We start from the raw sequence: 24,988 nt of genomic DNA, 5'->3' as shown, positions 1-24,988 counted from the left end.
TTAAGGAAAAATCTTCAAAAATAACTTGTCAAAAAGACTACAGTCAGTTAAAAATGGACACCGGAAACTTTAATAGGAATAATGACTAGCGCCATAATCATTGTGTAGTTACTGTAAAGTGTTACTAAAAATAAAAAAAGTCTTGAGGAGAGCGGCTCAAAGATGCGAACAGTGTTTACTGAAATTAATAATGATACGAGCTTGTCAAGGAATTTAGATTGCAATCAAAAAGGGGTGTGAATGGCTGGCATAATATCAGTTTCCCGCACGCATCTAGCCCAGCGTCGTCAGAAATTGCGTCGGCAGCGGCAGATGAGAATTATTCAAGCTATTTGGCGAACCTTTGCCATTACTGGTTTGGCGGGTGGATTGTTGTGGGTGGCAGTCCAACCCGTGTGGATGCTAAAGGCTCCCAAACAAATAGTGATGAAATCAGGCAATAAATTGCTGTCGGATCAAACAACTCAGTCATTGTTGGTGCTGTCTTACCCTCAGTCTTTGTGGCGGATTGAACCGTCTGCGATCGCTAACTCTTTGAAGAAACAACCAACTATTGCCCAAGCGATCGTCAGACGCCGCCTATTTCCTCCTGGATTAAACATCGAAATCCAAGAACGAGTACCTGTCGCGGTAACTCAAACACGTGGCAACAAAAAAGTAATAATCGGCTTGCTAGATGCAAGTGGGGCCTGGATGCCTTTAGAAAAATACACATCACTGAATCCCAACAGAAAATTACCCAATCTCAGAGTAATTGGTTCGCCAAATCAATACTGCCTCTACTGGACTCAACTCCATGAAGCTGTGAGCCAAAGTCCCGTGAAAGTGATGGAAATTGATTGCCAAAATCCAACAAATTTAATTTTGAAAACAGAATTAGGAAATGTGCATCTTGGTGTTCCAGGCCCCCAGTTATCTGAACAAATTAAGGTACTCGCCCAAATGCGCCATTTAGCAACAAAATTTAATTCCAGTCAAATAGAGTATATCGATTTGAAAAATCCCGAATTCCCATTAGTACAGATGAACCAAAAAGACCAAAAATTAACTCCCAAAATCCCTAGAAACATTTAGTATGTTTATTATTTTGATAGCTCTTAGTAAATTAAGAAGCTTTATGCTGATAAATATATTTATTATTTTCAGTTTTCCAGCAAATGGCCCGAAAATCGGCATTAACTTCTAATTAAAATGAGAAGATCAATCATAAAATCTCTATTGCGAGTAACAGACTCTCAATTGTTACCCTAACATCTAATAGTAGGGTGCAAGATGTCAGACAGTCTAATGATGGTCTGTAGCGTACAAAACGCCTTCTGCCCATACATTCTTTGACTAAACCCAGTGCAAAAAAGAGAAAGTTGCTTGAGCTTTTCATTCAGATTCAGACTAGTGAACAGAGGTCACTGATGAGAACGGTTTATGCCGTCATCCAAGTGCAGAGGCAAAAAGGCTCTGGCTTTGGTCTGTTGAGGACACTTCCAAAGACAGTTTACCGAAGTTTCAATCTGTAACGATCCGCCCAAAGTTGCGTAAGCATTGTTTCTGGGCAATAAGTTTGGACTAATCTGTGCCGTAATTCCTATTAGGTGACGAACTTCTTAGGAAATCTTGATTTGTTGGCCGCACTAGTGACGGTTCTTGTAGGATGGACTATTACTCCAACAAAGTGTCCATTAAGACCACCCAAAGAACAAATCAATCAGGTATAGTCTGACAAGTAAATTCTTGCTTAGTTTAACTTAAGCATAAGTAAGTAGAAGGTAAATTTTGTGTCTAAAGTTGCAATCATCCCCAATGGTGAAACCTATTAACAATATTATTATTGAGGCAGAGAAGATACGCTGTAGTGTGTCTTTACAAGTTATGCTCGCTGCTGAAAATAATGAAGAGATTAATGTCTGGTTGAAGTTATACAGGTCAGTTTTAGATAAATATAGGTATACTTCTCTAGAATTGGCTGTGCGATCGGCTGTGTTAAAAGCTTATCCCATAGCAAATTTTCGCACTGCCAATTCTGTTAGGCTTGGCAGTAGTGAAAACAATAAAGAACAACGCCATAATATTGTGGCATTGTCAAACTAAAGTTGACTCTTAGGTGAATAACACCTGAAAAAGTCGTTTATCTACCCTTTCACAAATCCAATGACACTTGATAATAACCAAGGACTTAACTATAAAAATTCCCAATCTACGGGACAGCCGGGGTTCTCTCTGGCAGTTAACTCGACCAATCCCTTTAATAATTCTGGGCTGAACTTCGGGCAAAATCACGATAATAAGAAAATTTCTCCAGAAAATAGCCGAATTGGCGAGATTGTTCCTGGTCGGGTCGCCAACATCAAAGTTATTGGTGTCGGTGGTGGCGGTGGCAATGCTGTTAACCGCATGATCGAGTCTGATGTATCTGGGGTAGAGTTTTGGTCAATTAACACTGATGCCCAAGCTCTTACCTTAGCTGGCGCTCCAAGTCGATTGCAAATTGGTCAGAAGCTAACACGGGGTTTAGGAGCAGGTGGTAATCCTGCGATCGGTCAAAAGGCAGCTGAGGAATCACGGGACGAAATTGCTACGGCTTTAGAGGGTGCAGATTTAGTATTTATCACTGCTGGTATGGGGGGTGGTACTGGGACGGGTGCAGCACCAATCGTGGCAGAAGTGGCCAAAGAAATGGGCGCTCTCACTGTTGGTGTAGTCACACGTCCATTTGTTTTTGAGGGACGCCGCCGCACTAGTCAAGCGGAACAAGGTATTGAAGGACTAAAAAGTAGAGTAGATACACTGATCATTATCCCCAACAACAAACTGCTGGAAGTGATCCCTGAACAAACGCCTGTGCAAGAAGCTTTTCGTTATGCAGATGATGTACTGCGTCAAGGGGTGCAAGGTATTTCTGATATCATCACGATCCCCGGTTTAGTAAACGTTGACTTTGCTGATGTCCGAGCAGTTATGGCAGATGCGGGATCGGCATTGATGGGAATTGGCGTTAGTTCTGGAAAATCTAGAGCTAGAGAAGCTGCGATCGCAGCTATTTCTTCACCATTACTAGAGTGTTCTATTGAAGGTGCTAGAGGAGTTGTATTTAATATCACAGGTGGTACAGACCTGACTTTGCATGAGGTGAATGCAGCCGCAGAAGCAATCTATGAAGTAGTCGATCCCAACGCCAATATTATTTTTGGGGCTGTAATTGATGACAGGCTTCAAGGAGAGGTAAGAATTACTGTAATTGCCACCGGATTTACAGGTGAAGTGCAAGCTGCGGTACAACAAAGTGTGGCTAACGTTCGAGTAGCACCTAATACCTCGAAGCGTCCAACAACACAGCAACCGACAGTTAATCCTCCAACCTCAACTCCAAGTTCAACTCCAACCCCAACTCCAATTCCAGAACCAAAAGAAAAACCTGGATTAGATATACCTGATTTTCTAAGAAACCGACGTACACCAAGGAATTAAAAGATTTGGGATTTGGGATTTTAGATTAACTTAGCAGTCTCAGGTCAGACTGAACGCTGTATAAAATCTGCTACTTCCACCAGGGTTTTACCAAGGACAGGGATAAGCAATCTTTTGCCATACCCAATTTTGCCAATTGGTAAAAAAACTTGTCAACGCTACTTTATAGAATTAATTTGGGCAGGAGTCTACTGGCTTGCATGTCCAGCTATGCTTTCAGAACAAAACAATAGAAATACCTGCCCAACTATGGATGCATCACCGATAGCACAGTGTTAGAGTCTTCTCCCAGAGGGAGATGCCAAGCAGCGTAAAGCCTTCTCTTCTCCGAAAGGGAGACGCTACGCGAACGACAACAGCATGGCTTCTCTACGAGACGCTAGCGCGAACGCTTAGAGCGAGTCATCGAGCGTCACTAGCGTCACAGCCAATCATAGAAATGAATGCATCTACCCTTCGCGATCCACTAAACTTATATTTCGTATAAGCAAGTATATTTACTTAAAACAAATAGCTTAGGGAACCAGCCTACGCAAGTGTCCGAAAGAAGTCTGTTTGCTGGAGAATAGGACATCAAACAAAAAAAATAAATGTAAATTATTTTTGAATTTTTAGTGCCTGTTCAATCCATTGAATAACCTGATGACCAAGGCGAGTACCATCTAGGCGGTCAATCTCACGAATGCCGGTAGGACTAGTGACGTTAACTTCAGTTAGATAGCCACCGATAACGTCAATACCCACAAAAATTAAGCCGTCTTGGCGTAAGCGTTCGGCTAGTTGGGTACAAATTTCATACTCTCTTGGGGTAATTTCAGTTTGAGCGACTGTACCACCAGTTGCCATATTATTGCGAAAATCAGTTCCACTAGAGAGGCGATTGAGCGCGCCAATTGGTTCACCATTGAGCAAGATGATTCGCTTATCTCCTTCTTTTGCCTCTGGTAAATAGGTTTGTACCATTACTGGCACTTTACCTTGGAGGGTACTGAGTTCAACAATAGAGTTAAAATTGCGATCGCCTGATTGCAAAAACAAAATTCCTTCGCCAGCTTTATTACCCAGTGGTTTGAGAACCCCTGCCCCTTTTGCTTCCACAAATTGCCGGATAAATTGCTTATCAGCACTGACAATCGTTTCTGGAATCGCTTTGGTAAACTGGAGGGCATACATTTTTTCATTTGCCCCTCGGATGCCACTGGGACTGTTAATCACCAGGGTTTTATTTTGGTCAATGTAATCCAGAATGTAGGTAGCATATAAATAGGAATCATTGACAGGTGGATCTGTCCGCATAAATACGGCGTCCATTATCTCTAAAGAAGTTAAGAAGGAATCGCTCAACTTATACCAAGGATTCGCCGCTACCCAGCGTCCCTCCACCAACTGCACTGGTACAAGTTCGACTCGCTGTAAAACAGCCCAAGCTTTGCCCTCCACTACACTCAGCAGATTTGCCTGAGTCACCCAAACTTCATGTCCCAGAATTTGCGCTGCTTCAATTAGGGCAACACTGGTATCATGACACGGGTCAAGTAGATGGATGGAATCAATGATAAAAGCCAGTTTCACCCTTTATACCTCAATCACCAAGAAATTAAATCGTTATTCAATTATTATCCCTTGATGATCTTAGCAATTGATGTACATCTGTACTACTGAGTACAACTGGAGGGTAAAGTCTTGTGGACAGATATCGGTTTTGTCGGGAAAAAGCCCGTAGACAAGGCAGCACGTTGTTTTTCTATAGTTGTAGCGACTGCCGTGTAATTTGCAGCGGCTTGTCGCTAGTGCCATACCTTCTGAATCTATACGCTATTGCTAGAAGTTAGTAACTCATCCAGCTTGCCTTGACTGTCTAAAGCGTGGATATCATCACAACCACCTACATGATTATCATTGATGAAAATTTGCGGTAAAGAGCGCCGTCCATTTGCCCTTTGAGCCATTTTATTTCTGGCTGCTTCATCTCCATCAATACTGTATTCGATAAATTCAACACCCTTGTTTTTCAGCAAACTTTTGGCACGAACACAAAACGGGCAAGTCCTCCAAGTGTAAATTTCTACTTTTGCAGCCATGATGTCCTCAACTTGATTTAATACTTTTTAATTTTAGAGCTTTGCCACTGACTGTGGCTGCTTTATCCCTTCATAACCTAATTTACAGAAGCAGTGAATGTGGACTGCAAAGTTAATGCTAGCCAAATATGTAGAGTGTTGTTATTTTTTATCCGACTTAAAAAACTAATAATATTTCAGTTTAAATGCTGGGAATACCAGTAATTGTATTGAGATTGTTTCTATCATTCAACTTTTTTTTGAGTACTAAGCGCTAGTTAAAAAGCAGGAATTTTCTAGGCGAGTTTTAATTTCGCATTTCTTATTTCTAACAAATATGGGTTTAGAAGTGCTTATGCTCCTCTAAACCCATGTATTTAAGACCCTTCCTACTAAAACTTAGCTGTGCGGTTTAAGTTTAGGGAAGATTTTTTTTGTTTTTCTTCTGGAGTCCGAAAACACCCAAGCCTAATAATCCTAACGCTGCGGTTGTACTAGGTTCAGGTACTTTTTTCGGTTGAGGTGCAGGGGGTTGATAGTAAGGCGGTACTGAGGGTGCAGGTGCTGGCGCAGGTGCAGGTGCTGGCGCGGGTACTGGCGCTGGCGCTGGTGCTGGCGCGGGTACTGGCGCTGGCGCTGGCGCTGGCGCTGGTGCTGGCGCTGGTGCTGGCGCTGGTGCAGGTGCTGGTGCAGGTGCAGGTGCTGGTGCAGGTGCAGGCGCAGGTGCTGGCGCAGGTGCTGGCGCAGGTGCAGGTGCTGGTGCAGGTGCTGGCGCAGGTGCAGGTGCTGGCGCTGGCGCTGGCGCAGGTGCAGGTGCTGGCGCAGGTTTTATACTAGTTTCGTCTAGTGATGTACCGTACTGAAAACGGATGTTGCCAATCTTAGTGATGTCAAAGTCGGAGGTTAGCCCTGATAGCAGGAAAGTAGCTGAACCTTGAATAAAAGTCCCCGAACTCACGGCTGGATTTGCATCATTAGCGTAGCCACTGATGATGCCGTAATTAAATTGCTGTCCACCACCACCTTGGAAAATGCCTAACCCAGCTGTACCCAGACCGTAGTGTTGGTCAATGCCAGGAAGTCCTCCAGTATTACTCGTGTTTGGCAATTTCCATTCTTTTAGAGCTAGAAGATCAACATTATTTGTAGTGGTGGAACCTGCGCTTGAGGTCACTGTCGGAGCTAAAGCCGAAACCAGCGATAAATTGTTTAGGGCAGAACCAGCATAGTCCCAGAAGACTGATGTCAGAACATCAGAAGGGTTTGAGATTCCTACAGAAGATTTGTTAGTCAGGGTCAGTGACAATAAACCATTGTCTAGGAAATTAAAGAGGACTGACGCTGCCAGAGGATCATTGGATTTGTCGTAGGTATTGGTTCCTGTAGCTGAAAAACTTATAGACCCTAAACTCTTGGGTGCTGGCGCAGGCGCTGGAGCAGGTGCTGGTACAGGCGCTGGTACAGGCGCTGGCGCAGGTGCTGGTACAGGCGCTGGTACGGGCGCTGGCGCAGGCGCTGGTACAGGCGCTGGTACAGGCGCTGGCGCAGGCGCTGGTACAGGCGCTGGCGCAGGTGCTGGTGTATTTTTGTTGCCGTTGCCGTTGCCGTTACCGTTACCGTTACCGTTACCGGCCTGTGCTTGAGGTATTTGTGATCCTAAAGCTAAGGTGAATGATAATAGACCACAACTTATATAACCAATTACTTTTTTTGAATATGCTTGAGACATGTAAATCAAACCTCTTTGTCTTAAACAAGATATGGAAAAGCTTCCTAATAATGATGTTTATACGAGCATCATTGACATCATTCGCTGATCTAAATTGCCACAAAAAAAGAGATATATTACTGTTTTATTTAAGCTTTATCAAAAATTTAATAGAGCATAAATAAATGACGTTTACGCGATCAAATTACGAGCGTTAAGTGTTTATACTATGAAAATCATTTTTGTTGGATTACGTAATATTTCTAGTTTTAATTGGCGAACTAAATCTTTATTTCAAACTTATAAATAAATTGATTAAGTAAGATTAATAGAATATTTATAATGCAATGAAAGATATTACTCAGAAAGTCGATTGGATATGAGTTTGCAATAAATTAGGTAAGGCGATCGCCTTACCTAAAATTAAATATTCATGGTGGCAGCCTACAGTGATTATACTGAAGTTACTTATCTACGCACCCAGCCATTGATAGTAAATCGACTATCTCCAAAAGCTTGAGAGGGGCAATTCACAGGCAGTACTTCGTGCATATAACGGCTGAGGAAAAATACAATGCTGTTGTTGCGAGGTTCGACTGTTTTGAATGTCTCAGCATTTACATATACGTTATTTTCAATTTTGCTGTCGTATATCAACAACTCACCACCAGAAAATGATTTTGGTTCTTGATAAAAATAATAAACGTATGTTAATTCTCTAGTAGCAGTATCTGGACTACCATTGTCATTATGAAGTTTGTAATAGTTCCCATCATTATGTGCAGTTAGTTGGCTTTCAACTTGTGATACAGAAAATAATGGTAAGTTTAATTTGCTCATGATATCAGGAATCATTGCTTGAATTCTCTTTAATATCAGTTCAGAAAATTCAGGGAATGAATAGATAACCATTGATTGACGATAGTTAATATCCTTTGTAGAAGTATTGCTTGGCAAGAATTCCGACTCTTTCTCTAGGACATATTTGAGTAAGTGTTTGTGTTCTTCTGGTTTAAGAAAATTATCTATTTGTATATAATCAGAATCCAAAATATAATCATTTTGCAATTCTACTTTCTCTGATTGCTGTACAAAGATTGGGGGTTCTGTAACCACCCCTATAAGATGTTCGCTAGGAAAACACAAAACCGAGCGACCTTCATTGATGGGAATTTGGAATAAATTCTGTAACTCAGATTCTTGTTTGTAAGCACGAGCCACAACTGTTGTTAAAAGGCTATGCAGTAAAGGTGCATCCGATTTTAAATAAACGGTATATTGATGTCCTCCAGTTAAAAGAAGCTGTACTTTGACATCTTTCGACTCAAATGGCTGTGAAGCTAATTGCATATACCTTTCTTTATATAATGTTGATAAATGAGATAACTCTAAAAGTCATTCTGAAAGGTTAATACATTACTTACAGCAGATTTGAAGTTGTAAGGTACACAAGCTAAGTCTGTTACCCAGATAAAAAGTGTGTTTTACTCCTGTTAGTGCAGCGGGGCGCAGCCCATTCTGAATTCTGCTGTAGAAAATTAATTAAGAACAAGTTCAATGCTTAAATCTTTATACATATAGCGGTTCTCGGTTGAGTGAGGTACAAGAACTCCACCCCCAACCCCCTCCCCGCAAGCAAGGAGGGGGCTAAGATGTACCTCATGTGATTAGGAAACGCTATAATTGAATTGATTTTGTGAATAAATTCAATTCCTGTATCAGTTATAAACAGACAAATACCATTAATCAATTGTTCTAGCACGTCTTTTATAATATTGTCATTCAGCAAATTCCACATAGCCCGATAAAGCTTTAGTAAAGTAGAAATATCTATTATTTTCAATAAAAAATGCCATAGTTACTATTAACTACGGCATTTTCAACTATAAATTAAAAACTTATTTCAGTATTTACTGGGAATCAACGGCGTATTCAATCAGCTTGGCAAGGCGCTGACGTAGGGTTTCTAATCCCAAGCGCTGACTCGCAGAAATAAACACAGCGAGAGGGAATTCTTCTCTAGCTAGAGCCAGTGTCTCACTATTGGCTTGATCGATCTTGTTAAAAATCACTAGCGCCGGGCCAGGAGTTATTGGCATTTGTGCCAAAATTTCTCTGACTGAGCGAATATGACGCAACCAAGCTGGATGAGACAAATCTACCAAGTGGAGTAGGGCATCGGCTTCTGTGACTTCCTCCAAGGTGGCGCGGAAGGCATCCATTAACGATGCAGGCAGTTCGTGTATAAACCCTACTGTATCTGTAATCAGAATTTCCTGATGTTCATTGGTTTCGCCATAAGGAATAGCCAGACGGCGGGTGGTAGGATCGAGAGTGGCAAATAACTGGTCGGCTGTATAAACTTCTGCATTAGTGAGAGCATTCAGCAAAGTGGACTTACCAGCATTGGTATATCCAACTAAAGCCACTGAAGGAACTTCCCGATGCTGTCGTCGTTGCCGTAACCGCGAACGATGGGCTTGCAACTGGGTTACTTCTTTTTGCAATCGGGAAATGCGCTGCCCAATGGCACGGCGTTCTGTTTCCAGTTTGGTTTCACCAGGGCCACGAGTCCCAATACCACCACCCAATCGGGACATGGTGCGACCTCTACCAGCCAGTCGCGGTTGCATGTATTCTAGTTGTGCTAGTTCTACTTGCAATTTACCGGCACGAGACTGGGCGCGTTGGGCAAAGATATCCAAAATCACTTCGGTGCGGTCAACTACCCGGATACCAATTTGCATTTCTAAGTTGCGGACTTGGGAGGGTGAGAGGTCGCGGTCGAAGACAACGAGGTTGACTCCTAGTGTTTGGGCTGTTAGGGCAATTTCTTGCACCTTACCTTCGCCAACTACGGTTTGGGGATGAACGCGCGATCGCTTTTGTTGTATTGTCTGTAATACATCTCCCCCAGCGGTATCAACTAAACGTGCCAATTCTACTAGGGTATCTTGGAATTGTAGGGGAGTCATCTCACTGGTCATCAGCCCCACAATCAGCACGCGATCGTGGTCAGCATCTACTTCCTGGGCGATAAATTCGCGCTGGAATTCCGCTTCCAGATTTTCTACCAAGTCTACTAAATCCTGGTCTGCCAGATCGTCCAAATCCAAAGGTGGTGATATATTCCAACTTGGGGATTGGATTTGCTTAGAGTGAGCGAAGCCGAATTGGCTTTCCTCTACTTTGACAGCAGCAGGACTAGGAATCAGGGTGCGAGAGTCTTGGGGTGTCAGATGAGCTAGATAAGCTTCTTTCACATACCCAGTCGCACCGCCTCCCCGCCGTGTAAATCCCGTTCCGGTAATATTTAGGACAACTAGGGCATCTAAGCGTTGCAGTGCCATCGCCGTGAGTGCCGCTTCATTGGGCGGTTCTGGCTTGAGATGGGTGGCAATACAACGAATACCACTGAGTCGTTCTGCACCATAGCGGGGCAATTCCATCGGTGGTATTTGCGTTTGGCGCGGTGTGCCTACCCCGACGCGAATCACTTGTCCGCGACGGTTGACGTAGGCACACACAGGCTGATTGACTTCTGTGCTAATTGCTGCCAAGCGCTGGGAAAACTCAGGCGTGGTGATGCGATCGCCTGGTATGCGCTGGTGATACAGCCGCTGTAGTTGCTTCAGCTGGCTGGACTTCAGACCTTGGAGATTTCCAAAAATAGTTTCTATAGGCGTTTATGACCAGTTAAATGGCCCCCCGAATCCTTATATGTCTATTTTACAACAGGGTTTAGGCTCCTATCTATCTCCTTTGAGGGATGCGTTATGAATTAGTTCACGGTGGGTATTTATTTGAAGCGATTTTGGTGGTGTAACTCACAAATTGAGTATATTACTTTCAAGCATTTGCTAAATCAGACATAAGTTCCTCTTCTGTTAAATCAATCATCGCTATACCATAACGGTGTAAATTAAGTAAAAAAGTTACCCTATCTATACCTGCTAATTGTGCAGCTAAATCAGAAGAAATACGTTTCGTTTCAAATAATTTAACTGCCATCGCCATTTTTGCTTCTTGTTCAAACTGTTCTCGCGTTTGCTGTAAGGCATCTGGTAAAGTGTCTGGATAGTCAATTTTAAGTTGTGACATAATTTTTATCAAGATAATCGCATTTAATTTTCAGTTGTCATAAAGCCCTTCATCTTCTGGTGCGTAGCCATTTAAAAAAGCCTCATGGCTGTGGGTGCTTTCGGGTTCTTCTATATAAATTATGTTGTCATTCTCGGTTTCCCACTCTTCACCATCTAAAACTGAAAATTCTGTTAATTTCGGGTCGTTTAAAAAATCTTTGGCTGTGGCGGCGATGAAAGGTTCTAGTATTTTGTGACGTTCTGCCAAAGATAGGCTAGCAGTTTCTTTGAGAGATAGCTTTTTTTGCTCTTTGGCATTTTCTGACATTGTATTTATGTTCTTGAAGATGGGTTTTCTTTATATTTAGTAATGTATCTATCGGCATTGCTTTTAGTTTAATTTATTATTTAATCTGAAAATGTAACGATGATCGCTACTAAGAAATTACTCAATATTAACTAAATAGCAGACACTGATAGTAAGTTGTTAAATCAACGTCTCAAAATCATCAACTTTAACAAGATTTTAAAATAATTAATTAGTTTAGGTAAAATTTTTACTACTATTAATAGTAATTTGCATATTTGGAATATAATAATTTTGATATAATTAGTTTTGTAGAAATTAGGGTCGTTTTTCACAGCTTGAGCAAAGGAGTTGATTGCTTCTTGATAATGTCCTAACTTGCGTAGTACATGGCTACTTTCGTACCAAGCTTCGTGTGAAGTAGGTTTAATTTTCAAGGCTTGGTTGTAGGATGTGATCGCTTCTCTATAACGTCCTAACTTCCCTAGTATAATGCCTTGGCAGTACCAATCATCGTAGTTATTAGGTTTGATTTTCGCAGCTCGATCATAAAATATGAGTACGTCTTCATAGCGTCCTAAATTCCGTAGTACAATACCCTTGTAGTACCAAGCTAATAGAAAATTAGGTTTAATTTTCACAGCTTGGTCGTAGGACACAAGCGCTTCTTCAAATTGTCCTAATCTCTCTAGCAATAAGCCCCGAGAATACCAAGCTTTGTAAAAATTAGGTTTAATTTTCAAAACTTGCTCCAAGGATACTAATGCTTTTTTATAGTTTCCCAAACTCATTAGAGCTAAGGCTCGATAGTACCAAGCTTTGTAGGAATTAGGTTTAATTTTCACTGCTTGCAAGTAGGATTTTGCTGCCTCTTGATGGCTTCCTAAATTTTGTAACGCAAAGCCGCAATAGAACCAAGCTTCGCAGGAATCAGAGTTGATTTCCAAAGCTTTTTTATAGTTAATAATTGCTTCTTCATAACGAGCAAAAAATATAAAAATATAAGCTCTTTCTTGCCAAACTTTGTAGAAATCTGGTTGAATTATTAGAGCTTTATTATAAGATGCAAGTGCTGCCTCATATTCATTAATAGTAACCAATAATTTTCCGAGTTCAAGTAGTAAAATCGATTTTCGAGTTTCGGTCTGAAATTTTGGTTGTAGCAGGTCTTGAATCTCCAGAAGTTTCTCTATTTTTTGTTCCAAATTGAGTTGCTCATATTCTTCATCCTCTCCTTCATAAAGTATACGATATGATTCTTCAATTACCACCTCTAGTGTTGTGGGTAATTCAAACACCCCAGAACGCCAATCAAAAAAATCTGGAGCGCGATGAATAAAATAGTTGATTGAAAATGAACGCAGAAGGAAAACAAAGGTGATCGGGAAATCATCTCTAAAGCGTTCTCGCTGCTGGTTTAAATGATTTAGAATATGCGGTACACTGGTTAAATTACTAAATTGTCCTTCGGTAATTTCCCCAAAATTTCTTTTCTCATATTTATATAAAGAATATTCCAAACCTTTAATTAATAAAATATCAATTTGCTTGTCTTTAACAAACTCTGCTACTGGCTGATATAAATTATCAATCGCCTCAACAAAGCGCAAAACTGCAATCTTCTTCTGGGGAATCTCCTGGGGAAGTTTGACAATAAACTTGTCTGCTTCCCCAGGTGTACATTGGACAAAAAATAAACCAAATCCTGATTTACGCTTCAGTGCGCGAAGTAAGTCTTGATAAGCTTCTTCTGGTTCTGGGGGTAAATCATCATCCCAATCACTTAAATTTGGGTTCATGAAAGTTTCGCTACGGCTTCTTTAAATTCTGGAATTCCTTGAATCAATGGATGAATATCATACCAACGCTGCATCTCTCCATCATCATCCAAATAGCGGTATTCTAAAAGACAACGGTTATACATCAAACTCCGATACAAGTCATCATTAATAATCCGCTTAGAACAAGACACTTCCGCTAACAGACACCATTGATGATTTTCCACAGCGCGGCGATAGGTATCTCTGGCTTGAGTAATTGCTCGTCGTACCGCCTTTTCTGAAACAGGTAATTCTTCAGTGCGTCCAAAAGCATCTTGAGTTAACAATAGCAAATTCCTCACATGACCTCCACTCATTAAACAAAGTCTGTCTAAGGTTTGGGGACTGTCGAAAATTTCCTTTTCTAGTGATAGTTCCGGTGCAATTTGCCGGACTCGCTTGTTAATTACTTCCTTAACTTTCTTGAGTCCTGGCTGATAAACTTCCCCCTTGAGAGTGTTTACCATAATCATCGGCAAAATTTGGGGGTCGCCGTAGATATCTCTGAGGTCTGTTGCCCTGGTAGAATAGACCATTGAAATGGGGACAGTGTAAATCAAATGGCAATCTAAAGCTTGGAGTTGTTCGCTACGGTCTAAAAAGACTTCCTCATAGTTGGTGCGGCCGTCGCCGTCTTTAACTAACACCATCCGGTCTAAATTATCGACAATTACCGCCAGTTTATTGTAGCCATTAGGTAAGTGCTGTTTTGCATCCACCAGAAACTCATTTAACACCTGAATTAAAGTGACGGTGTGAGGATCGATTTTCTGGCGAATCTTCTGGCGTAATTCTGGAACAGCTCTTAAATTTGCAGTCAACTTGGCGAATTGAGCAAGCTGCACTTCTACAGCCATCTTCTCAAACTCTATAGGAGTCAGTGCCAAATCTTTTAAATCTACCCAACGATCTTTCAACCAGTTGAGTATCGGACGAGGACTAGCAATTCCTTTTAAATCTTTGAGCAAACGGCGGGTACAGGCGAGGAGAATATCTGTATATTGGGCATCTTCAGAATCGATATCCTCTTCATCAGCCGCAAAATAGACTACATAAAATTTCCGATTTTCTAAATATTTCTTTAACCTAAGTAATTCTGTAGACTTCCCCGCACCCCGATGACCAGAATACAATTGGCAAGTATTTGTATTTGCCAGTTGCATCCGATTTCCCAACTCTTGCAAAATATCGGCATCTCCCCGCACATCCTGACAATCTACATATTTTGGATCACCTGCGGGTAAGGGTTCAAAGGGGTTAAAGGCGTTGTAGAGGTTTGCAAGTAAGTCAGTACTATAAACCATAGGTAAAAAATATAGCAATGATGCTCATAATAATTGAGATCATACAGAATTGAGGTAGATGAATCCAGTTCAAATACTCGTTAACGGAGTTCAAAGGTGGATGAATCCAGTTCAAAGACTCGTTAACGGAGTTCAAAGGTGGATTCATCCAGTTCAAACACTCGTCAACGGAGATAAAAGGTGGATTCATCCAGTTCAAATACTCGTTAACGGAGATAAAAGGTGGATTCATCCAGTTCAAATACTCGTCAACGGAGTTCAAAGGTGGATTCATCCAGTTCAAATACTCGTCAACGGAGTTCAAAGGTGGATTCATCCAGTTCAAACACTCGTTAACGGAGTTCAGAGGTGGATTAATCCAGTTCAAACACTCGTTAACGGAGTTCAGAGGTGGATTAATCCAGTTCAAAGACTCGTTAACGGAGTTCAGAGGTGGATTCATCCAGTTCAAATACTCGTCAGCAAAAAAACTACTACGAGATGGGAAAATCTCTACTTCCCTATTCTTACAAAAGAGAAACTGGGGTTAGAGTCTTGCGCCAGCGCTTCACCGCTGTTTGTAATTCTCCCGACAACCAGCTGTCAAATTGTGGATAAACTGGCAAACGGGCTACCAATTCCCACCCCGCAGGTTGTAAAATTTCTCTTAATGCCTGTTCCTGAACATGAGGATAATCAGGATTCACCTCATCTTTTGGCCCAATTCCACCTAAATCTCTCGCACCAGCTTCGATACAAGCGAGTAACCATCGGTCATCTTTAACTAAATTTGGCGGAATTTGAATAGTAATATCTGGTGGTAAAATCTGACGTGCTTTAGCAATTACTTCTGGTAGCTGATGAGGGTCAAAAGGTGGTGCATCAAAAGTTTGCTGATATCCTGGGCTATGAGGTTGTAAGATAACTTCTTGAATGTGGTGATAACGTTGATGTAGTTGAGATATAGCTGTTAACGTTTCCCACCAATCATCTACAGTTTCCCCAATTCCCAACAGCAACCCAGTTGTAAAGGGAATCTGCAACTCTCCCGCCCATTGCAATTGTTGTAAACGAACTTCTGGTAATTTACTCGGTGCGTGCCGATGTACACTATTTAACAATCTTGGCGTTAACTGTTCCAACATCAGCCCCATCGAAACATTTACACGCTTGAGCTTTTGCATTTCTTCAAAACTCAGTGGCCCCACATTTGTGTGAGGTAAAAACCCCATTGAAAGCGCTAATTCACACAAATCATAAATTCGCTCAAACCACGCCTGACGCTTTGGCGAATGGGGATGTACTTCACCACTAAGTATGAGAATTTCACAGACTTTTTCGTTTTGAAGTGGTTTTAAAATACTGTCTGCATCTGAAAGACTCATCCAGGGACTTTTACCCGGTTCGCTGCGAAAGTTACAGTAACTACACCGATTAAAGCACTCGTAAGTGGGAACGATTGTATAAGCAGGGCTATAAGTGACAAGACGAGAATTATTAATTGGCATAAGCAGAATAAATTTGCTCTTAGTAAGCAGCCCAAGATTTATTTTAAGGGCTGGAGACACTGACTACAAACCTTTAATTATTCATGCCCACTTATTTATTAGATAAACAGAAACTATTTTGCTTTGTAAATTTCTGGTAACTGCCACCAAGGAATATGAGGATACTCGTGATGTTCTTCGTGATAGCCGAAATGATAACACGTAATAAATGACCACCAAATTGGACGGCTAATCGTTTGGGCACAATGAGGCTGAATATAGCCTTCGCTGGGTTCACTATGTGGGAGGAAAGTACCAAAATAAAATAATTGGAATGAACTTAAAATTGAAGGAAATACCCAGAAATAATTTAAATTATCACTGGGTATATGGAGTATATGTTTTGCAAAGTTATAAATAATGGAAAGAGCAATTATTTGTCCCCAACTCCAGTAACCTTTCATAAAATGTAAATACCAAGCAAAGAAGTTTTTGTATTTACCATTATGAAAATCTGGGTCTATTTGAGTTGCTGGATTGTGGTGGTGTAACCAATGCTTTTTCAATAATTTTTTATATGGTAAAAGACCATAAAGAGATAGGGTTAATGTCCCAATGAGATGATTAATTTTGCTGTTTTGGGGAAACACTACCCCATGCATAGCATCATGAGATGTAATAAATAATCCTGTATATAAAAATGTTTGCCAAGCTATGCTAGGCAATAGCATCCAAAGTTTTAACTTGGAGATGTCAAGGGGAAGTAATAAACTCAAGCTAATGACCCATACACTAACAATGACAATAGCAATGAAAAGTCCTTTAAACTGAGATTTACTTTTCACTACTGGAGTCAGTTTTGTTTGATGACTGGGTGGTTGTTCTAATTGAATCACGCTTTTACTCCGCCTAGTATTCCAGTGAAAATTCGTAAAATAAGCCACAACAAAAAGCACTAACCACCAGCCAGAAAACTTTATTAGTGGTCAGTGTTTTGCATTGGATAGTGCCAATACTTAATACATTTAGAAATATTAAGATACTTTAACTATTATTACACATACAACCGCCATACCAACAACTGTTTTTGGTATAGCGGTTGGATTATGTAAGTTATAGTACTGATAGCTTTGGTGATTATAATAACTAGTGTTTTTAAAATGGGGCTTTTTAAACAGCCGAAGTCTGGGAAAAAGGCGGTCACATAATTAGCGGCAAGAGTAGGGAATGAAGTGGAGTAATTCGTGCATGATGCTGTAGCCGTTGAGATCCCAAACTAATGTAGGCTAAAAACCGATCTTTGCCAAGCGATCGCTCCAAAGTTCAGACTGAGGATTAAACTTTAACTCTAAGGATAAGATTTCCAAGTTTTTCAGGAAACACTTTGAAGTTAGCGAAATAGTATTTATAATGTCAATTAGAAAATTTACTGATTTTTATTATCCAAACTAACAAAGATAAAATAATAAGTATGGCTCCTAGTAAGCTCAAAATCTGGAGCCACTTACTACAAGAGAATGCTCATAATTACTCGCATTCTCGTTTAGTCACATAGTGGCGGTAACGAAACATCGCTTCTAATTGCGCTTGTACTAGCCAACCACTGACAAATTCAACAGTTCCTCCACCAGGCATAGAAAAGGAAATAGCGTCAGTTAATCTGGTTTTGCCATTTTCTGATTCAAATTCATGTCGATGTACCCACGATTCAAAGGGGCCAGATATCTGTTCGTCGGTAAACAGGCGATATTTTTCACATTCAGTATGACGCGCTAACCAAGTTAAGGGTAATGGGCCGAGAAACAAGCGAAATTCGGTGATAGCGCCCACGTTCAGCCCTCCTTCACGACGAACCACTTGGACTGGCTGCCAAGGTGGATTCAACAGTTGCAAAATATCTGGCCTTTCGTGAAATTTCCAAACTACTTCTGGTGAGGCGTTAATGATTGAGGAATGTTTAAAGTGCAGCATGGAAAGAAAAACCTAAAATTCAACTTTCGGATTCGGTATCAATTTCGATATCTAGGGTATCTTCATCAACCCGCACATACAAAATATTTGGGTTACAACAAACTTGACAATCTTCAACGTAAGATTGCTGTCCTCCAGCACTCAAATCAATAAAAGTTAAGTTCGGTTCGCCGCAATAGGCGCAGTAATACTCGGCTGTGTTTTGCATCAAGTTTTCAGCTATGAATTCAATGGCTGTAATTCCTTTGGAGATGGGTTGATATAACTCTTAGCATCAGCCAAATGCTTTAGTAGTGTAGACTGTGGCAGAGGCCCTTGCAAGTGGCTCCAGGGTAATACTTGTTCTGTTGACCATTCGGCGTGGACGTAGAAATCTAAATCGGGGATTTGTCCTTTGAGTTGCTTGAAAGCACGTTTGTAGCTACCCAAGGAATCGCCAAAGTCACGAGTAAGTTCGAGAAGTTGGGAGAGTCTGCGATCGCCTCTCGACAATAAAGCCTGTATAATTGACCAATTATAGCTTTCTGGGCGAAACTCTATCCCCTGTGGTTTTAGCTGTTTTTGCAAAAACTGCAACCGCTTTTCGGCTTGGCGATTCACCCCAAACCATTGAAACGGTGTGTGTGCTTTGGGTACAAAGGTGCTGCATCCGTATGTTAAGCGCAATCCCGGTGCAGCTTTTTTGATATTACGCATCATCGCCACGGTTTGCTCTAAATCTTCTGCTTCTTCACCAGGAATTCCTGCCATTCCGTAGAGTTTCAAGCTTTTTAATCCGCCAGCTTTGGCATTTATGGCTGCTTGAATAATTTCATCGTTATGCAGCTTTTTATTGACGATTTGGCGGATTTTTTCGGAACCACTCTCTACAGCAATGGTAAGCGATCGCGTGTCTCGTTTCGTCAAAGTTTCTGCTAACTGGACTGTTACAGTATTAGTTCGCACTGAGGCAATACTGAGACGGACATCATCATACTTTGGCTGACTAATATAATCTAGCAAAGTCTCAAATTCTGGATGTTGAGTAACTGAAGCCCCTAATAATCCTAACCGATTTGTGACTTCTAAACCTTTTGCGATCGCTGGAATTAATGAATCTTCCAGACTGGCTGTTCTAAAAGGCAGTGTGAGATAACTCGCCAAACAAAAGCGGCACATTTCTGGACAACTTCTCACCACTTCCACCATGTAGATATTTTCCCATGCAGCTTTTTCGGTGACTACAGTCGATGCCGATAGAGTATTTCCCCGGTAAGTTTGCTTTTGCACCACTGCGGGAATTTCGGGAGAAATTGGTTTAATTGACTTTACTTCACCATCTCTTGTGTGATATTGCACCTCATACAAACTGGGTACATAAATTCCTGGTATTTGTGCAAGTCTTTTTAGTTGAGTTTGTCTTGAGGCATTTCTGACTTCTTTATAAGCCTCAATAAAATTCCCTAACAAGATTTCACCATCTCCCAGTAAAACGACATCAAAAAAATCTGCAAAAGGTTCGGGGTTAGCAGTAAGAACGGGGCCACCACCAAAAATTATCGGATGAGAATCATCACGAGAGGTTGCCCGAATAGGGATTTCTAAAGATTCCAGCAAATTTAAAATATTCACATAATCCAGTTCCCACGAAATCGAAAATCCCACAATTTCCGGTGTTCTGGGGAGTTGTTCGTGAATATCAGTAAACAGGCGACTCACCTGCACATCATCACGCATTGCAAAATTTGCCCACACTACCTGATAGCCAAGGCTTGTGATACCTATGCTGTACTCGTTGGGAAAAGCGAAGATTATGGGGATAGCATTGGTATCTGGGGTGGTAGGTGTAAATAGAAGGCGTTCAGAGTCAAATACAGATGATGTCACAGGTGTTTGTTAGAGGCAAGTTTATCTATATTTAATTTTAAGCCATAGAATAATTAAGTTAAAAACCAATGTTACGGCGTTAGCAAGAATAATTGGCAAGGATTGTAAATAAATTCCATAGATTAGCCACAAAAAAATACCACTTATGAATGTAATTAACGTAACTAAAGAAACATCTTTTGCTGATTTTGTTTGCCAAGTTTTAAACATCTGTGGCAAAAAAGAGATTGTGGTTATTGTGGCGGCAGCTAATCCTAAAACTGTCAGAAAGTCCATATTTAATTATTTATATTAAGTTGCAATATTATACATTAGCGATCGCCCTTATCTGCTTAACGCAACGCTATACTAGACATTTTACAGTGTTGAGCGATCGCTACAATACCTTAACAACAAGATTAGCGACTTATTGAATAAGTCGCTAATCTAAAAATGGATCGCACTCTTAGCAAGAATAATCGGTGACAATTGTAATTTATGTATATTAACCCCCAAAAAAACCGATTATAAATGCAATTAGCATGACAAAATAAAACTCATTAAAGGATATGTGATAAACACTAGCAAAACCGATGAATTAATTCTTCACGAGACAACTGCAACAGTAAAGGCGTAAACTCTTCTGGCGGTAACGATAATAAAGGTTCAATAATTGCTTGAAGCTCATTATCTATTTCACCAAAGCGAACTTTGAGCAAGTTTTCTACCACCAAGCGTTCTCCCTGCTGAATTCCTTGTTGTTTAGCCTGTTCTCGATCTTGTTGGTAAAGTGGTGCTAATCGCATAAGTAATTCCCTATCTTCCTCGTCTTGATTTTGAGTGACTTGTAAGTTTTGTTGCAAGTTGTACAGCAATTATAACGCTGCTTTTCGGAAAGGATTATCAGGAGTAAGTGCTTCTAGTTCGTCAATTGCTTGCTTTTGAACGTTTCCCCTACCGATGATTCTCAGCCATAAGGTTTCTGAGATAGATGGCAACTGATGAATTGTTACTATCGCGGTACGCAAATATTCTGGCATGAAGTATATTCCAGGCAGGTAGTCATCTTTTGGGTTAGCACCAAATCCTGATAAGAGGTGCGCTGATGCTGTGGGGGTAAGAATCCATAATTTTGGTAAATCAGATTCTAAAATACGAGTTTTATTCCGATTTGCTTGTCGTTGTAAATCGCCACGCACCTCTAATAATTTTAAGAGACAATCGCAAATTTCTGTAGCTGAGGCTGCGTTACGAAATGGTTCGAGTAGAGAAGGGGTAGTGATAATTTGACCTAATAATCCCAGTGTTCCTGGTATGTCTCTTGGTTGTGGTTTGGGAATGAAATAAACATCAATCTGTCTAACTTCTCCTGCGACTCGTCTAGCTGCTTGGACTTCGCCGTAAGGAGTGAGTAATTGTTCGAGGTAGTCTTTGGCAAATTGGTCATGGATGAATCTGGTCATGTTGGTAGTTTGATGATGCAAACCAGTTTATTTACGATTGTCTGACGATTTTTTGAGATAAGACTTAGCCCAAGCATATCGTTGTGAATCTTTTTTCAGTAAATATTCTGCTGCTTCATGTCGTTTATTCTCATCTTTTGTACTCCTGACTACTCGTTTTCTATCATCATCTATATCTTCAGGTTTAGCACCGCGTTTTATTGCTTGTTCATACCAATAATCTCCTTTTGGATAGTCACTTTTGTCATAATATATAGCACCCATTAAGGTATAAGGTTGATGACTATCAGAGTGATACTCCATAGCTTTTGTCGCACAAATCTCTGCATCAGCTAAGTTATCCTTATCTCTGAATGCTGCACCTCTAGTAACTGAAATTGCTGACTTTAGCTTGCTGTCTCTAATTTGGCTTAAGTCTAAGTTAGTAAGTTTTAATGCCTGTTCAGGTTCATCCGCTTTGCGCCAATAACTACTAGCGGTGGGAATATCCCATTTATTTCCAGTGCGGTGAAATTCCTGCTCATAAAACTCTGCTTCTAGCCTGTAATACGCAAGAGCAATTTTCCCGTCAGGAGATAATAGTTTCTCTTCCATAAGCTGCAAAACCAACTTAGGATCTAGCCGTTCTTTTTTCTCTAATTTGACCATGATCGCGTAAAATGGCTCTAGCGGAAGTGAAGGATCTATCAATCCATATTTTCTCTTGAGAATAGCGAAGTGCTTTTGTTGAGCGAGAATAATAATATCTTCACGTCTATTATTTTGTAGCCAATCAATTTCTGATTCATTAAGTAGTTCTCCTAAATCGATCTTAGATTTTAGGGTAGAGGCGTATTTTTCATTTGCAATTTCTATAATCTCAGTCAGCTTGCGTTTTTTGAGGAAGTTAATATCCTGCTCGCCTAACTGATTAGAAAAATCAAGCCTTTTGAGAATTTTATACAGGTGACTTTTAGGCGATGAATCCTCATAATGAGTTACTTTATACTTAACTCTCAAGGCAGCAAATTCTCGTGTTTGTTCCAATTCTTGAGCAATGATAATTGTTTCGTTAAGTCCTTGCTGTTCTAGCCAGTTAATTTCTGACTCACTCAAATTATCTTTTGCGTCAATGTTTTGCAGTATTGGATATAGTGGACTCGACAATGATAATTCCAGGTGTTTATTAGCTTGGTATTTATCTCGTAATTGAGCAAAGTGAGTTTCTTTTACTGACTCTTGTTGTTGAAAAATCTCTGCTGTTTCAAATAGTTCGTTATTGATCAGCCAATTATATTCAGAATTACTTAAACGTTCTGTAACCTCTAACTTTTTTAGTATTTGATACAGGAAACTATCAGGATATGAGTCTTGATATTGAGTAGCTTTGTACTGAGATTTAAGTTGAGTAAATCGCTTTACTTCTTGAGCAATTTGATTTGTTTCATATAAACCAGTTCCTCTCAGCCATTGAACTTCTGAATCAGCAAGGAAATTTCCTGACTCCAGTTTCAAAAGAATGAAATAGAGATGACTAGATTGCCAGGAACCGTGATAATTTGTAGCTTTATACTTAGACTTCAACTTGGAGAATTCAAATTCTAAATTTCCGAATTCTTGTACTTTATATTTCTGCTTTTGCTTGATAGCTTCTAAGGTCTCCTCAAGCCGAGATTCTCCCAACCAATTAGATTCTAAGTCAAGGAGTTCAATTCCTAAGTCAAGTTTTCGTAGTATGAGATACAGCAAACTAGGGGGTAATGAATCCTCATATTGAGTTGCTTGGTATTTGGACTTTAAAGCAGCAAAGTGTTCTAAGCGATTTTGAGACTCTTTATCCATATTGATAGTAGATGCGATCGCACGTAGTTAAATGTGTTATCCGCTACTATAGCAATACAGATAAAAAAGGGCGAGTCAGACACTCACCCTCGAAGCATAAATATTTTATGAAAGTCCAAGTATAATCCCTACAACACCTTACACTGTCCATGATGCCGTAATAAATGGTCACACAACACCAGCGCCACCATCGCCTCAACCATTGGAACTGCGCGAGGTAACACACAAGGATCGTGTCGTCCTTTTGCAGCCAATAGGGTTTCTTCACCTTCACGAGTTACTGTCTTTTGCTCTTTTCTAATTGTCGCCGTCGGCTTAAATGCAACTCGTAAAATTATATTTTCCCCGTTGGAAATTCCCCCCTGAATACCACCAGAACGGTTAGTTACAGTGCGAATTTCACCATTTTCATCAATATAATATTCGTCGTTATGCTCAATTCCCGTTAACACCGTCCCCCCAAAACCGGAACCGATTTCAAAGCCTTTGCTAGCAGGGAGAGACATCACACCTTTAGCGATATCAGCTTCCAATTTATCAAATACTGGTTCGCCTAAACCTTTCGGCACGTTACGCGCTACACATTCTACGACACCGCCGATAGAATCACCTTGTCTACCAACTTGCTCAATTAATTCAATCATGCGATCGCTACATTCAGCATCGGGACAGCGAACGATGTTGCTTTCTACTTGTTCTAAGGTGACAGTATTTGGATCGACTACACCTTCCAAGTCTTTGATGCGCTTGACGTAAGCGATAACTTCAACATTGGCAACTTGACGGAGAATTTTTTTTGCGATCGCACCAGCTGCTACTCTGCCAATTGTCTCACGTGCTGACGATCTACCCCCGCCTTGCCAATTGCGAATCCCATATTTTGCATCATAAGTTGCATCCGCATGAGAAGGGCGATACTTCTCGGCCATCTCGTCGTAATCTTGCGAACGAGCATCTTTGTTCCGTACCAAAATCCCTATAGGCGTTCCCAAGGTTTTGCCTTCAAATACACCTGATAAAATCTCGCAGGTATCCGCTTCTTTGCGAGGGGTCGTAATTTTACTTTGTCCCGGACGCCTTCTATCTAATTCTACTTGAATTTCTTCCGCCGAAATTTCTAGTTGTGGAGGACAACCATCAATCACAACCCCCACACCGCCGCCGTGAGATTCGCCAAAAGTAGTGATGCGAAATAGATGACCAAAAGTGTTGCCCATGATCTTAAAGAAAAAGGATGAGGCTTATGTATTTTACCTAGAGTTTGTGCAAAAGTTAATTTATATGCTTTGGCACTGCGAATGTTTGACGTATAGCATTCCTAAATTATTTGTTAAAACCTCTATTTCTTATCTCTCCGTGTTCTCTGCGCCTCTGTGGTTCGATTAGAAAACTATTTTTCACAACTCATTTAGGATTGCTATCTAACCTATCTTTTACCTGTACAAATGAGAAAGCGCCCTCCGTTACCAGAGGGCGCTCTCTCATTTAGCTAAACTTCAGAATTAACCGTTGATAGCAGGAGCAGTAAGAGCTACAGGAGCAGAATCGCCAGCAGCCAAATCTAGAGGGAAGTTGTGAGCGTTACGCTCGTGCATTACTTCCATACCCAGGTTAGCGCGGTTGATTACATCCGCCCAAGTTGCAATCACACGACCTTCAGAGTCAATGATTGATTGGTT

At 40.7% G+C, this 24,988-nt stretch carries 23 protein-coding genes and 2 pseudogenes; 5 read left to right on the top strand and 20 right to left on the bottom strand.

Going from position 1 to position 24,988, the window contains the following annotated elements; genetic code table 11:
• The first annotated feature begins 240 nt into the window (after positions 1 to 240).
• The 3 genes from V7K61_RS16490 to ftsZ all read left to right on the top strand — a co-directional run bounded on the left by V7K61_RS16490 (position 241) and on the right by ftsZ (position 3,462).
• On the top strand, positions 241 to 1,074 hold the full coding sequence (locus V7K61_RS16490; RefSeq protein ID WP_335054694.1) for a cell division protein FtsQ/DivIB: 834 nt from the start codon (positions 241 to 243) through the stop codon (positions 1,072 to 1,074).
• Positions 1,075 to 1,797: 723 nt separating this feature from the next.
• Positions 1,798 to 2,085, top strand: a complete 288-nt coding sequence (locus V7K61_RS16485; RefSeq protein WP_335054692.1) for a hypothetical protein — start codon at positions 1,798 to 1,800, stop codon at positions 2,083 to 2,085.
• 60 nt (positions 2,086 to 2,145) lie between these two features.
• On the top strand, positions 2,146 to 3,462 hold the full coding sequence (gene ftsZ / locus V7K61_RS16480) for a cell division protein FtsZ (protein WP_194043065.1): 1,317 nt from the start codon (positions 2,146 to 2,148) through the stop codon (positions 3,460 to 3,462).
• Between the two features lie 597 nt (positions 3,463 to 4,059).
• On the opposite strand, the gene gshB is transcribed toward ftsZ, so the two are convergent.
• From gshB to V7K61_RS16465, 3 genes are all read right to left on the bottom strand, one after another.
• The gene (gene gshB / locus V7K61_RS16475) at positions 4,060 to 5,034 is read right to left on the bottom strand and encodes a glutathione synthase (protein WP_335054689.1); all 975 of its coding nucleotides are present in this window, start codon (positions 5,032 to 5,034) and stop codon (positions 4,060 to 4,062) included.
• A 236-nt stretch (positions 5,035 to 5,270) separates the two neighbouring features.
• Complete coding sequence (gene grxC, locus V7K61_RS16470) at positions 5,271 to 5,543, bottom strand: glutaredoxin 3 (protein WP_094350067.1); 273 nt, start codon at positions 5,541 to 5,543, stop codon at positions 5,271 to 5,273.
• A 397-nt stretch (positions 5,544 to 5,940) separates the two neighbouring features.
• Positions 5,941 to 6,921, bottom strand: a complete 981-nt coding sequence (locus tag V7K61_RS16465; protein WP_335054754.1) for an XDD4 family exosortase-dependent surface protein — start codon at positions 6,919 to 6,921, stop codon at positions 5,941 to 5,943.
• Here V7K61_RS16465 and V7K61_RS16460 point away from each other — a divergent pair.
• Positions 6,896 to 7,165, top strand: coding sequence for a hypothetical protein (locus tag V7K61_RS16460; protein WP_335054760.1), 270 nt, complete (start codon positions 6,896 to 6,898; stop codon positions 7,163 to 7,165). The genes V7K61_RS16465 and V7K61_RS16460 overlap by 26 nt on opposite strands.
• 533 nt (positions 7,166 to 7,698) lie before the next feature.
• Here V7K61_RS16460 and V7K61_RS16455 read toward each other — a convergent pair.
• The 13 genes from V7K61_RS16455 to V7K61_RS16395 all read right to left on the bottom strand — a co-directional run bounded on the left by V7K61_RS16455 (position 7,699) and on the right by V7K61_RS16395 (position 20,322).
• Positions 7,699 to 8,580, bottom strand: coding sequence for a 2OG-Fe(II) oxygenase (locus V7K61_RS16455; protein ID WP_335054687.1), 882 nt, complete (start codon positions 8,578 to 8,580; stop codon positions 7,699 to 7,701).
• 560 nt (positions 8,581 to 9,140) lie between these two features.
• Positions 9,141 to 10,910: a GTPase HflX gene (hflX, locus tag V7K61_RS16450; RefSeq protein WP_335054752.1), complete on the bottom strand. Its 1,770-nt coding sequence runs from the start codon at positions 10,908 to 10,910 to the stop codon at positions 9,141 to 9,143.
• 169 nt (positions 10,911 to 11,079) lie between these two features.
• The gene (locus V7K61_RS16445) at positions 11,080 to 11,334 is read right to left on the bottom strand and encodes a UPF0175 family protein (RefSeq protein ID WP_335054750.1); all 255 of its coding nucleotides are present in this window, start codon (positions 11,332 to 11,334) and stop codon (positions 11,080 to 11,082) included.
• Positions 11,335 to 11,361: 27 nt separating this feature from the next.
• On the bottom strand, positions 11,362 to 11,640 hold the full coding sequence (locus tag V7K61_RS16440; protein ID WP_335054685.1) for a hypothetical protein: 279 nt from the start codon (positions 11,638 to 11,640) through the stop codon (positions 11,362 to 11,364).
• Between the two features lie 164 nt (positions 11,641 to 11,804).
• Complete coding sequence (locus V7K61_RS16435; protein WP_335054683.1) at positions 11,805 to 13,418, bottom strand: tetratricopeptide repeat protein; 1,614 nt, start codon at positions 13,416 to 13,418, stop codon at positions 11,805 to 11,807.
• Entirely contained in the window at positions 13,415 to 14,743 is a 1,329-nt protein-coding gene (locus V7K61_RS16430; protein ID WP_335054681.1) for an ATP-binding protein, read from the bottom strand. The genes V7K61_RS16435 and V7K61_RS16430 overlap by 4 nt, the downstream gene beginning before the upstream one ends.
• Complete coding sequence (locus V7K61_RS16425; protein ID WP_335054679.1) at positions 14,733 to 15,185, bottom strand: hypothetical protein; 453 nt, start codon at positions 15,183 to 15,185, stop codon at positions 14,733 to 14,735. Before V7K61_RS16425 ends, V7K61_RS16430 begins: the two co-directional genes overlap by 11 nt.
• A 64-nt stretch (positions 15,186 to 15,249) precedes the next feature.
• Positions 15,250 to 16,230, bottom strand: a complete 981-nt coding sequence (gene cofG / locus V7K61_RS16420) for a 7,8-didemethyl-8-hydroxy-5-deazariboflavin synthase subunit CofG (protein ID WP_335054677.1) — start codon at positions 16,228 to 16,230, stop codon at positions 15,250 to 15,252.
• A gap of 113 nt (positions 16,231 to 16,343) precedes the next feature.
• Positions 16,344 to 17,105, bottom strand: a complete 762-nt coding sequence (gene crtW, locus V7K61_RS16415; RefSeq protein WP_335054674.1) for a beta-carotene ketolase CrtW — start codon at positions 17,103 to 17,105, stop codon at positions 16,344 to 16,346.
• Between the two features lie 631 nt (positions 17,106 to 17,736).
• Positions 17,737 to 18,180: an SRPBCC family protein gene (locus tag V7K61_RS16410; protein WP_335054672.1), complete on the bottom strand. Its 444-nt coding sequence runs from the start codon at positions 18,178 to 18,180 to the stop codon at positions 17,737 to 17,739.
• A gap of 19 nt (positions 18,181 to 18,199) precedes the next feature.
• Positions 18,200 to 18,388 carry a CPXCG motif-containing cysteine-rich protein gene (locus tag V7K61_RS16405; protein WP_012411100.1) on the bottom strand — a complete coding sequence of 63 codons (189 nt, stop codon included), beginning with the start codon at positions 18,386 to 18,388 and terminating at the stop codon, positions 18,200 to 18,202.
• A gap of 11 nt (positions 18,389 to 18,399) precedes the next feature.
• Positions 18,400 to 20,046 carry a B12-binding domain-containing radical SAM protein gene (locus tag V7K61_RS16400; protein ID WP_335054670.1) on the bottom strand — a complete coding sequence of 549 codons (1,647 nt, stop codon included), beginning with the start codon at positions 20,044 to 20,046 and terminating at the stop codon, positions 18,400 to 18,402.
• A gap of 21 nt (positions 20,047 to 20,067) precedes the next feature.
• The gene (locus V7K61_RS16395) at positions 20,068 to 20,322 is read right to left on the bottom strand and encodes a SemiSWEET transporter (protein WP_335054668.1); all 255 of its coding nucleotides are present in this window, start codon (positions 20,320 to 20,322) and stop codon (positions 20,068 to 20,070) included.
• Here V7K61_RS16395 and V7K61_RS16390 point away from each other — a divergent pair.
• Positions 20,259 to 20,459 carry a hypothetical protein gene (locus tag V7K61_RS16390; protein WP_335054758.1) on the top strand — a complete coding sequence of 67 codons (201 nt, stop codon included), beginning with the start codon at positions 20,259 to 20,261 and terminating at the stop codon, positions 20,457 to 20,459. The two genes, V7K61_RS16395 and V7K61_RS16390, sit on opposite strands and share 64 nt — an antisense overlap.
• Before the next feature lie 147 nt (positions 20,460 to 20,606).
• Here V7K61_RS16390 and V7K61_RS16385 read toward each other — a convergent pair.
• The 4 genes and pseudogenes from V7K61_RS16385 to V7K61_RS16370 all read right to left on the bottom strand — a co-directional run.
• Positions 20,607 to 21,488, bottom strand: a pseudogene (locus V7K61_RS16385) (hypothetical protein).
• 27 nt (positions 21,489 to 21,515) lie between these two features.
• Positions 21,516 to 23,309 carry a hypothetical protein gene (locus tag V7K61_RS16380; protein WP_335054666.1) on the bottom strand — a complete coding sequence of 598 codons (1,794 nt, stop codon included), beginning with the start codon at positions 23,307 to 23,309 and terminating at the stop codon, positions 21,516 to 21,518.
• A 128-nt stretch (positions 23,310 to 23,437) separates the two neighbouring features.
• Entirely contained in the window at positions 23,438 to 24,526 is a 1,089-nt protein-coding gene (gene aroC / locus V7K61_RS16375) for a chorismate synthase (RefSeq protein ID WP_335054664.1), read from the bottom strand.
• Positions 24,527 to 24,811: 285 nt separating this feature from the next.
• Positions 24,812 to 24,988: pseudogene (locus V7K61_RS16370) on the bottom strand (photosystem II q(b) protein); the annotation flags it as partial.

This window comes from Nostoc sp., assembly GCF_036918015.1.
In the GTDB taxonomy this organism is placed as follows: Bacteria; Cyanobacteriota; Cyanobacteriia; order Cyanobacteriales; family Nostocaceae; genus Nostoc.
This window is presented reverse-complemented; position numbering and strand designations above follow the sequence as displayed.